This is a genomic window from Streptomyces sp. NPDC111802, assembly GCF_055634335.1.
Map to the genome: position 1 here is coordinate 60297 of NZ_JBVKCZ010000038.1, position 8960 is coordinate 69256.

14 protein-coding genes are annotated in these 8960 nt (G+C 65.7%); all 14 read left to right on the forward strand.

The features are described 5' to 3' along the window. Nucleotides 1-19 precede the first annotated feature (19 nt). Nucleotides 20-559: a 50S ribosomal protein L6 gene (rplF, locus tag ACZ7NC_RS33510; RefSeq protein WP_215167410.1), complete on the forward strand. Its 540-nt coding sequence runs from the start codon at nt 20-22 to the stop codon at nt 557-559. Between the two features lie 3 nt (nt 560-562). Next, nucleotides 563-946 carry a 50S ribosomal protein L18 gene (gene rplR, locus ACZ7NC_RS33515; RefSeq protein WP_007494754.1) on the forward strand — a complete coding sequence of 128 codons (384 nt, stop codon included), beginning with the start codon at nt 563-565 and terminating at the stop codon, nt 944-946. Nucleotides 947-987: 41 nt separating this feature from the next. Continuing rightward, nucleotides 988-1593: a 30S ribosomal protein S5 gene (gene rpsE, locus ACZ7NC_RS33520; RefSeq protein WP_007494753.1), complete on the forward strand. Its 606-nt coding sequence runs from the start codon at nt 988-990 to the stop codon at nt 1591-1593. Then, nucleotides 1593-1775, forward strand: coding sequence for a 50S ribosomal protein L30 (gene rpmD / locus ACZ7NC_RS33525; RefSeq protein WP_005481207.1), 183 nt, complete (start codon nt 1593-1595; stop codon nt 1773-1775). The genes rpsE and rpmD overlap by 1 nt, the downstream gene beginning before the upstream one ends. A 2-nt stretch (nt 1776-1777) precedes the next feature. Continuing rightward, on the forward strand, nt 1778-2233 hold the full coding sequence (rplO, locus tag ACZ7NC_RS33530) for a 50S ribosomal protein L15 (RefSeq protein ID WP_031477826.1): 456 nt from the start codon (nt 1778-1780) through the stop codon (nt 2231-2233). Nucleotides 2234-2477: 244 nt separating this feature from the next. Next, nucleotides 2478-3791, forward strand: a complete 1314-nt coding sequence (gene secY, locus ACZ7NC_RS33535) for a preprotein translocase subunit SecY (RefSeq protein ID WP_471493729.1) — start codon at nt 2478-2480, stop codon at nt 3789-3791. Next, nucleotides 3791-4453, forward strand: a complete 663-nt coding sequence (locus ACZ7NC_RS33540) for an adenylate kinase (protein ID WP_471493732.1) — start codon at nt 3791-3793, stop codon at nt 4451-4453. The genes secY and ACZ7NC_RS33540 overlap by 1 nt, the downstream gene beginning before the upstream one ends. A 201-nt stretch (nt 4454-4654) precedes the next feature. Continuing rightward, a complete protein-coding gene (gene map, locus ACZ7NC_RS33545) occupies nt 4655-5491 on the forward strand; it encodes a type I methionyl aminopeptidase (protein WP_471493735.1) in 837 nt (278 codons plus the stop codon). 206 nt (nt 5492-5697) lie between these two features. Next, nucleotides 5698-5919, forward strand: coding sequence for a translation initiation factor IF-1 (gene infA, locus ACZ7NC_RS33550; RefSeq protein WP_003948620.1), 222 nt, complete (start codon nt 5698-5700; stop codon nt 5917-5919). Between the two features lie 58 nt (nt 5920-5977). Then, nucleotides 5978-6091 (forward strand): 50S ribosomal protein L36, encoded by a 114-nt coding sequence (rpmJ, locus tag ACZ7NC_RS33555; RefSeq protein WP_003998809.1) that lies wholly within the window; start codon nt 5978-5980, stop codon nt 6089-6091. A gap of 184 nt (nt 6092-6275) precedes the next feature. Next, entirely contained in the window at nt 6276-6656 is a 381-nt protein-coding gene (rpsM, locus tag ACZ7NC_RS33560) for a 30S ribosomal protein S13 (protein ID WP_471493738.1), read from the forward strand. A 70-nt stretch (nt 6657-6726) separates the two neighbouring features. Continuing rightward, nucleotides 6727-7131, forward strand: coding sequence for a 30S ribosomal protein S11 (rpsK, locus tag ACZ7NC_RS33565; protein ID WP_003956432.1), 405 nt, complete (start codon nt 6727-6729; stop codon nt 7129-7131). A gap of 120 nt (nt 7132-7251) precedes the next feature. Continuing rightward, on the forward strand, nt 7252-8274 hold the full coding sequence (locus ACZ7NC_RS33570) for a DNA-directed RNA polymerase subunit alpha (RefSeq protein ID WP_003966937.1): 1023 nt from the start codon (nt 7252-7254) through the stop codon (nt 8272-8274). An 85-nt stretch (nt 8275-8359) separates the two neighbouring features. After that, nucleotides 8360-8851 carry a 50S ribosomal protein L17 gene (gene rplQ, locus ACZ7NC_RS33575; protein ID WP_471493741.1) on the forward strand — a complete coding sequence of 164 codons (492 nt, stop codon included), beginning with the start codon at nt 8360-8362 and terminating at the stop codon, nt 8849-8851. Nucleotides 8852-8960 lie beyond the last annotated feature (109 nt).

Below are 8960 nucleotides of genomic sequence, written 5' to 3' on the forward strand. Positions count from 1 at the left end.
GGGAACGGAGGAAACAGCTATGTCGCGCATCGGCAAGCTCCCCATCGCGGTTCCCGCCGGCGTGGACGTCACCATCGACGGCCAGACGGTCTCGGTCAAGGGCCCCAAGGGCAGCCTGACCCACACCGTCGTGGCGCCGATCGAGATCGCCAAGGGTGAGGACGGCGTGCTCAACGTCACCCGCCCCAACGACGAGCGTCAGAACAAGGCCCTGCACGGCCTGTCCCGCACGCTGGTGGCGAACATGATCACCGGCGTGACCCAGGGTTACGTGAAGAAGCTCGAAATCAGCGGTGTCGGTTACCGCGTTGTCGCCAAGGGTTCGAACCTGGAGTTCTCCCTCGGTTACAGCCACCCGATCCTGGTCGAGGCGCCCGAGGGCATCACCTTCAAGGTGGAGGCCCCCACCCGCTTCTCGGTCGAGGGCATCGACAAGCAGAAGGTCGGCGAGGTTGCGGCCAACATCCGCAAGCTGCGCAAGCCCGACCCGTACAAGGCCAAGGGCGTCAAGTACGAGGGCGAAGTCATCCGCCGCAAGGTCGGAAAGGCGGGTAAGTAAGCCATGGCATACGGACAGAAGATCCTCAAGGGCGACGCCTACAAGCGCGCCGCGATCAAGCGCCGCCACATCCGGATCCGTAAGCACATCAACGGAACGGCGGAGCGTCCGCGTCTGGTCGTTACCCGCTCGAACCGCCACATCGTGGCCCAGGTGATCGACGACATCAAGGGGCACACCCTCGCGTCGGCGTCCACCCTGGACACCTCGATCCGCGGTGGCGAGGGCGACAAGTCCGCGCAGGCCAAGCAGGTCGGTGCCCTGGTCGCTGAGCGCGCCAAGGCCGCCGGCGTCGAGGCCGTCGTATTCGACCGTGGTGGCAACCAGTACGCCGGGCGCATCGCCGCCCTGGCGGACGCCGCCCGCGAAGCCGGGCTCAAGTTCTGAGCCGCTTCCGTAGCTAGCGGAAAAAGAGAGAGGTAATTCCAATGGCTGGACCCCAGCGCCGCGGTGGCGGTGCCGGTGGCGGCGAGCGGCGGGACCGGAAGGGCCGTGACGGCGGCGCAGCTGCCGCCGAGAAGACCGCTTACGTTGAGCGCGTTGTCGCGATCAACCGTGTCGCCAAGGTTGTGAAGGGTGGTCGTCGCTTCAGCTTCACCGCGCTGGTCGTGGTGGGCGACGGTGACGGCACCGTGGGTGTCGGTTACGGCAAGGCCAAGGAGGTGCCGGCCGCCATCGCCAAGGGTGTTGAGGAGGCCAAGAAGCACTTCTTCAAGGTCCCCCGTATCCAGGGCACCATCCCGCACCCGATCCAGGGTGAGAAGGCTGCCGGCGTCGTGCTGCTCAAGCCCGCGTCGCCCGGTACCGGTGTTATCGCCGGTGGTCCGGTGCGTGCCGTGCTCGAGTGCGCCGGTATCCACGACATCCTGTCGAAGTCGCTCGGCTCCGACAACGCGATCAACATCGTGCACGCGACCGTGGCGGCCCTGAAGGGCCTGCAGCGTCCCGAGGAGGTCGCGGCCCGCCGTGGTCTGCCGCTCGAGGACGTCGCCCCCGCGGCTCTGCTGCGTGCGCGTGCCGGGGCTGGTGCGTAATGGCACAGCTCAAGATCACGCAGACGAAGTCGTACATCGGCAGCAAGCAGAACCACCGTGACACCCTGCGCTCCCTTGGTCTCAAGGGCATCAACACGCAGGTCGTCAAGGAGGACCGCCCCGAGTTCCGCGGCATGGTGCACACCGTCCGCCACCTCGTGACGGTCGAGGAGGTCGACTGATCATGGCGGAGCAGAACCCGCTCAAGATCCACAATCTCCGTCCCGCCCCGGGCGCCAAGACCGCCAAGACCCGTGTTGGTCGTGGTGAGGCGTCGAAGGGTAAGACGGCCGGTCGTGGTACCAAGGGCACGAAGGCCCGTTACCAGGTTCCGGAGCGCTTCGAGGGTGGCCAGATGCCCCTCCACATGCGTCTTCCGAAGCTGAAGGGCTTCAAGAACCCGTTCAAGACCGAGTACCAGGTCGTGAACCTCGACAAGCTGGCGTCGCTGTACCCCGAGGGTGGCGAGGTCACCGTCGAGGGTCTGGTCGCCAAGGGTGCCGTTCGCAAGAACAGCCTCGTCAAGGTTCTCGGCCAGGGCGAGATCTCCGTGGCGCTGCAGGTGACGGTCGACGCCGTCTCCGGCTCCGCCAAGGAGAAGATCACCGCCGCCGGCGGTACCGTCACCGAGCTCGTCTGAACGAATCAGGCGTCTCGATGACTTGAGCGATCCCGACCGGGGATACCCCACAAATGGGGTATCCCCGGTTGGTCGTTCCAAGGGGGGCGGTCTCGCCGGTAAGGTGGCCTGCACTGCCCACTTCTACTTAGTGCTTCTTGTGAGGCACTCTGAGCGGCAGTTGACCGTTAGCTAAGTCGTCCTATTAGTCGAACCTCAAGACCGTCACCCTTGACGCAGTTGCGCGGGGGTCGCAGGAGGCACCGTGCTCACCGCGTTCGCCCGGGCGTTCAAGACGCCCGACCTGCGCAAGAAGCTGCTCTTCACGCTCGGCATCGTCGTGGTGTACCGGGTCGGTACGCACATCCCGATCCCCGGCGTCGACTACAGGGCCGTTCAGGTCTGCGTCGACCAGGCGAGCACCAACCAGGGCATCTTCGGCCTGGTCAACATGTTCAGTGGCGGCGCGCTGCTGCAGATCACGATCTTCGCGCTCGGGATCATGCCGTACATCACGGCGAGCATCATCCTGCAGCTGCTGACCGTCGTGATCCCGCGACTGGAAGCCCTGAAGAAGGAGGGACAGGCCGGCACGGCGAAGATCACGCAGTACACGCGTTATCTGACCGTGGCGCTCGCCATCCTGCAGGGCACCGGCCTGGTGGCCACCGCCCGCAGTGGCTCACTGTTCCCGAACTGCCAGGTGGCCGGCCAGATCGTCCCGGACCGCTCGATCTTCACCACCATCACGATGGTCATCACCATGACCGCCGGTACGGCCGTCGTCATGTGGCTCGGCGAACTCATCACCGACCGCGGTATCGGCAACGGCATGTCGATCCTGATGTTCATCTCGATCGCCGCGACCTTCCCGGCCGCTCTGTGGGCCATCAAGCAGCAGGGCACCCTGGCCGACGGCTGGATCGAGTTCGGCACGGTCATCCTGGTCGGCCTGGTGATGGTCGGCCTGGTGGTCTTCGTCGAGCAGGCTCAGCGCCGTATCCCCGTGCAGTACGCCAAGCGCATGATCGGCCGCCGTTCCTACGGCGGTACGTCTACGTACATCCCGCTCAAGGTGAACCAGGCGGGTGTGATTCCCGTCATCTTCGCGTCGTCGCTGCTCTACATCCCCGCATTGATCGTCCAGTTCACGAATTCGGATTCTGGATGGTCGACCTGGATCCAGCAGAACCTGGCGAAGACGTCGGCGCCGGTTCACATCGCTCTCTACTTCTTCCTGATTGTCTTCTTCGCGTTCTTCTACGTGGCGATCTCGTTCAACCCCGAGGAAGTCGCGGACAACATGAAGAAGTATGGTGGCTTCATCCCGGGCATCCGGGCTGGCCGACCGACCGCTGAGTACCTTTCCTACGTGCTCAACCGGATCACCTGGCCGGGCTCGCTGTACTTGGGCCTGATCGCTCTCGTGCCAACGATGGCGTTGGCTGGTTTTGGGGCAGACCAAAACTTCCCGTTCGGCGGGACCAGCATCCTGATCATCGTGGGTGTCGGTCTTGAGACGGTGAAGCAGATCGAGAGCCAGCTCCAGCAGCGCAATTACGAAGGGTTCCTCCGCTGATGCGAATCGTCCTCGTCGGGCCGCCGGGTGCCGGAAAGGGAACGCAGGCCGCGTTCCTGGCCAAGAACCTGTCGATCCCGCACATCTCCACGGGCGACCTGTTCCGAGCCAACATCAGCCAGCAGACGGAGCTCGGGAAGCTCGCGAAGTCCTACATGGACGCGGGCAACCTGGTGCCGGACGAGGTCACCATCGGGATGGCCAAGGACCGCATGGAGAAGCCGGACGCCAAGAACGGCTTCCTGCTGGACGGCTTTCCGCGCAATGTGTCCCAGGCCGAGGCGCTCGACGAGATGCTGCAGTCCGAGGGCATGAAGCTGGACGCGGTGCTCGACCTCGAGGTCCCCGAGGAAGAGGTCGTCAAGCGGATCGCCGGGCGCCGGATCTGCCGCAAGGACTCCAGCCACGTCTTCCACGTCACATACAGCCAGCCGAAGAAGGAAGGCGTCTGCGACGTCTGCGGCGGCGAGCTGTACCAGCGGGACGACGACTCGGAGGAGACCGTCCGCAAGCGGCTGGAGGTCTACCACACGCAGACCGAGCCGATCATCGACTACTACAAGGCGCAGGGGCTGGTCGTGACCATCTCCGCGCTCGGCAAGGTCGAGGAGGTCACGGCTCGCGCCATGGAGGCGCTGAAGCGTGATGAGGACGGCCAGTAGAACCGCTCCACGTGTGTACGCAGACGCCCGGCCGGGGTTTCCCGGCCGGGCGTCCGGCGTGAGTGGCCGGCTGGGCTCGGCGGGTATGCGGCCGCCCGGCGGCCGTGGCTCATACGAGGCCTCGGCCGCTTCGCCGTAGGCCTGGACGTACGCGTATCCTGGATCGCCGCGATACCAGTGGCCAGGAGGGCGCAACCAATCATGGTGCAGATCAAGAACCCCGAGCAGATCGCCAAGATGCGTGAGGCGGGGCTGGTCGTCGCCGCCATTCACGCGGCCACGCGTGAGGTCGCGGTGCCCGGGGCCAGCACCAGGGATCTGGACGAGGTCGCCCGCAAGGTGCTCGCCGAGAACGGCGCCAAGTCGAACTTCCTCGGCTACGGCGGTTTCCCCGCGACGATCTGCACCTCCGTGAACGACGTCGTCGTCCACGGCATCCCGTCCGAGGACGTCGTCCTCAAGGACGGGGACATCATCTCCATCGACTGCGGTGCCATCATCGACGGCTGGCACGGCGACGCCGCCTACACCGCGTTCGTGGGTTCCGGTCACGCTCCGGAGCTGATCGAGCTCTCCCGGGTGACCGAGGAGTCGATGTGGGCCGGCATCGCGGCGATGAAGCAGGGCAACCGGCTCGTCGACGTCTCCCGTGCCATCGAGACGTACATCCGGCGCCAGCCGAAGCCGGGCGGCGGCCGCTACGGGATCATCGAGGACTACGGCGGTCATGGCATCGGCACCGAGATGCACATGGACCCGCACCTGCTGAACTACGTCGAGAAGCGCCGCGGCAAGGGCCCGAAGCTGGTCCCCGGCTTCTGCCTCGCGATCGAGCCGATGGTGTCGCTGGGTACGCCGAAGACGGAGGTCCTGTCGGACGACTGGACCGTCATCACCACGGACGGGACCTGGTCCTCGCACTGGGAGCACTCGGTCGCGCTGACCGAAGAGGGGCCCCTGGTGCTCACCGCTCCCGACGGCGGCAAGGCGAAGCTGGCGGAGCACGGGATCGTCGCGGCTCCGGATCCGCTGGCCTGAGTCCGCCTTACGGCGCTCCTGACGGCGTACCCTCCCGGCGCTTAACGATCTGCCTGTCTGGGCACACTTCCCCGATTCGTCTTTCCGGATGCGCTGACGTAGACTGACTCGTCGGCTCTCGTGTACCCGCATGTCCGCATGCACTCGCAGGCGGTGTGAAAGTTTCGCGAGAGCTGATCAAGGTAGTCGATTCCGAAGGGCGAAGCGTGGCCAAGAAGCAAGGTGCCATCGAGATCGAGGGCACTGTCGTCGAGTCTCTGCCGAACGCCATGTTCAAGGTCGAGCTCCAGAACGGCCACCAGGTCCTGGCACACATCAGCGGCAAGATGCGTATGCACTACATCCGCATCCTCCCTGACGACCGGGTCGTGGTGGAGCTGTCTCCGTACGACCTCACGCGTGGCCGGATCGTCTACCGGTACAAGTAGATCTTGCCCGCGCCCCGGGCTCCCCGGGGTGATGGCACTGACCCGGAGAACCTCACCAATGAAGGTCAAGCCGAGCGTCAAGAAGATCTGCGACAAGTGCAGGGTGATCCGCCGTCACGGTCGGGTCATGGTCATTTGCGAGAACCCGCGCCACAAGCAGCGCCAGGGCTGATCGCAAGACCGCTCCATCTGCATTCGCAGTACTTCGCGCGACGCGAGCTGAATATGTTCATACGCAGGATCCAGGCGTTCGCCTGACACCCCCGGTTCGGAGGCCGGGGACCCAGTTCGTACCTGGTACGGCGGCTGGGATCCGATTCTGCGGAAGACCTCCGAAGATCACCAGGAGCCATTGAATGGCACGCGTTTCCGGTGTTGACATCCCGCGCGAAAAGCGCGTGGAGGTCGCCCTGACCTACGTGTTCGGCATCGGCCGGACCCTCTCGAAGGCGACGCTGGCTGCGACCGGCGTCGACCCGAACACCCGCGTTCGCGACCTCTCCGAGGAGCAGCTCGTCGCGATTCGTGAGTACGTCGACAACAACATCAGGACCGAGGGTGACCTCCGTCGCGAGATCCAGGCCGACATCCGCCGCAAGGTCGAGATCGGTTGCTACCAGGGTCTGCGTCACCGCCGCGGCCTGCCCGTCCGCGGTCAGCGCACCAGCACCAACGCCCGCACCCGCAAGGGCCCGCGTCGCGCCATCGCCGGCAAGAAGAAGCCGGGCAAGAAGTAGTCCGCAGCGGACAACGCTTCATCAGCGGTCTTCGCTGTAGGACCGACCACCTCCCCGTAGGAGTTTGTAGATGCCCCCCAAGGGACGTCAGGGCGCTGCCAAGAAGGTGCGCCGCAAGGAAAAGAAGAACGTCGCTCACGGCCACGCGCACATCAAGAGCACGTTCAACAACACGATCGTCTCCATCACGGACCCGTCCGGCAACGTGATCTCCTGGGCCTCCGCCGGCCACGTCGGCTTCAAGGGCTCCCGGAAGTCCACGCCGTTCGCCGCGCAGATGGCCGCCGAGTCGGCTGCCCGCCGCGCTCAGGAGCACGGCATGCGCAAGGTCGACGTGTTCGTGAAGGGTCCGGGTTCGGGTCGTGAGACCGCGATCCGCTCCCTGCAGGCCACGGGCCTCGAGGTCGGCTCCATCCAGGACGTCACCCCGACCCCGCACAACGGCTGCCGTCCGCCGAAGCGCCGCCGCGTCTGACGCACGGCTGCTCGGTCTGAGGTATTTCGGGCGGTACGGCTCTTCGGGGCTGTATCGCCCGTACCCTTGCAATACATCAGGGCGTCAAATAGCGGGCGCCCCTGACAGAAGGAACGCAACATGCTGATCGCTCAGCGTCCCTCGTTGACCGAAGAGGTCGTCGACGAGTTCCGCTCCCGGTTCGTGATCGAGCCGCTGGAGCCGGGCTTCGGTTACACCCTCGGCAACTCCCTGCGCCGGACCCTCCTGTCCTCGATCCCGGGTGCGGCGGTCACGTCCATCCGTATCGACGGCGTGCTGCACGAGTTCACCACCGTGCCGGGCGTCAAGGAGGACGTCACCGACCTGATCCTCAACATCAAGCAGCTGGTCGTCTCCTCGGAGCACGACGAGCCGGTCGTGATGTACCTGCGCAAGCAGGGCCCGGGTCTGGTCACCGCCGCCGACATCGCGCCCCCGGCCGGTGTCGAGGTGCACAACCCCGACCTCGTCCTCGCCACGCTCAACGGCAAGGGCAAGCTGGAGATGGAGCTCACGGTCGAGCGTGGCCGCGGTTATGTCTCCGCCGTGCAGAACAAGCAGGTGGGCCAGGAGATCGGCCGTATCCCGGTCGACTCCATCTACTCGCCGGTGCTGAAGGTCACGTACAAGGTCGAGGCCACGCGTGTCGAGCAGCGCACCGACTTCGACAAGCTGATCGTCGACGTCGAGACCAAGCAGGCGATGCGTCCGCGTGACGCCATGGCCTCCGCCGGTAAGACGCTGGTCGAGCTGTTCGGTCTCGCCCGCGAGCTGAACATCGACGCCGAGGGCATCGACATGGGCCCGTCCCCCACGGACGCCGCCCTTGCCGCCGATCTGGCGCTGCCGATCGAGGAGCTGGAGCTCACCGTTCGGTCGTACAACTGCCTCAAGCGCGAGGGCATCCACTCCGTGGGTGAGCTCGTGGCTCGTTCCGAGGCCGACCTCCTCGACATTCGCAACTTCGGTGCGAAGTCCATCGACGAGGTCAAGGCGAAGCTGGCGGGTATGGGCCTGGCGCTCAAGGACTCCCCGCCCGGATTCGACCCCACGGCCGCTGCCGACGCCTTCGGCGCCGACGACGACGCGGACGCGGGTTTCGTGGAGACCGAGCAGTACTGATCGGTCGTTGCCGGTGAGCATCCGCTCATCGGGTTCCTGACCCCGGTACCTGACACGGCCGGGGCAGACACACAGGAGAAGAACAATGCCGAAGCCCACCAAGGGTGCCCGTCTGGGCGGCAGTGCCGCGCACGAGAAGCTGCTTCTCGCGAACCTCGCGAAGGCGCTCTTCGAGCACGGCCGTATCACCACCACCGAGGCGAAGGCCCGCCGTCTGCGGCCGTACGCCGAGCGTCTGGTGACCAAGGCGAAGAAGGGCGACCTTCACAACCGCCGTCAGGTGCTCCAGGTCATCACGGACAAGAGCGTCGTCCACACGCTCTTCACCGAGATCGGCCCGCGCTACGAGAACCGTCCGGGTGGCTACACCCGCATCACCAAGATCGGTAACCGCCGTGGCGACAACGCGCCCATGGCTGTCATCGAGCTGGTCGAGGCGCTGACGGTCGCTCAGGAGGCGACGGGTGAGGCCGAGGCCGCGACGAAGCGCGCTGCCAAGGACGCCGAGGTCTCTGAGGCCAAGGTCGACACGACCAAGGCCGACGAGGGCTCCGCCGAGGAGAGCAAGGACGCGTAAGCGTCTGCGGGGTGCTGGTCGGTTTGCGGCTGCGGGTTTGTCGTGGTTGCTCGCGCAGTTCCCCGCGCCCCTGAAGGGGCGCGTCAGCGGGTCCGTTCCTTTCGAGGGG

Excerpts from the sequence above, each read along its gene's own strand:
- rplR (WP_007494754.1), top strand. The coding sequence starts at position 563 with ATGGCATACGGACAGAAGATCCTCAAGGGCGACGCCTACAAGCGCGCC.
- rpsE (WP_007494753.1), top strand. The coding sequence starts at position 988 with ATGGCTGGACCCCAGCGCCGCGGTGGCGGTGCCGGTGGCGGCGAGCGG.
- ACZ7NC_RS33570 (WP_003966937.1), top strand. The coding sequence starts at position 7,252 with ATGCTGATCGCTCAGCGTCCCTCGTTGACCGAAGAGGTCGTCGACGAG.
- rpmD (WP_005481207.1), top strand. The coding sequence starts at position 1,593 with ATGGCACAGCTCAAGATCACGCAGACGAAGTCGTACATCGGCAGCAAG.
- ACZ7NC_RS33540 (WP_471493732.1), top strand. The coding sequence starts at position 3,791 with ATGCGAATCGTCCTCGTCGGGCCGCCGGGTGCCGGAAAGGGAACGCAG.
- map (WP_471493735.1), top strand. The coding sequence starts at position 4,655 with ATGGTGCAGATCAAGAACCCCGAGCAGATCGCCAAGATGCGTGAGGCG.
- rpmJ (WP_003998809.1), top strand. The coding sequence starts at position 5,978 with ATGAAGGTCAAGCCGAGCGTCAAGAAGATCTGCGACAAGTGCAGGGTG.
- rplQ (WP_471493741.1), top strand. The coding sequence starts at position 8,360 with ATGCCGAAGCCCACCAAGGGTGCCCGTCTGGGCGGCAGTGCCGCGCAC.
- rplF (WP_215167410.1), top strand. The coding sequence starts at position 20 with ATGTCGCGCATCGGCAAGCTCCCCATCGCGGTTCCCGCCGGCGTGGAC.
- rpsK (WP_003956432.1), top strand. The coding sequence starts at position 6,727 with ATGCCCCCCAAGGGACGTCAGGGCGCTGCCAAGAAGGTGCGCCGCAAG.
- rpsM (WP_471493738.1), top strand. The coding sequence starts at position 6,276 with ATGGCACGCGTTTCCGGTGTTGACATCCCGCGCGAAAAGCGCGTGGAG.
- rplO (WP_031477826.1), top strand. The coding sequence starts at position 1,778 with ATGGCGGAGCAGAACCCGCTCAAGATCCACAATCTCCGTCCCGCCCCG.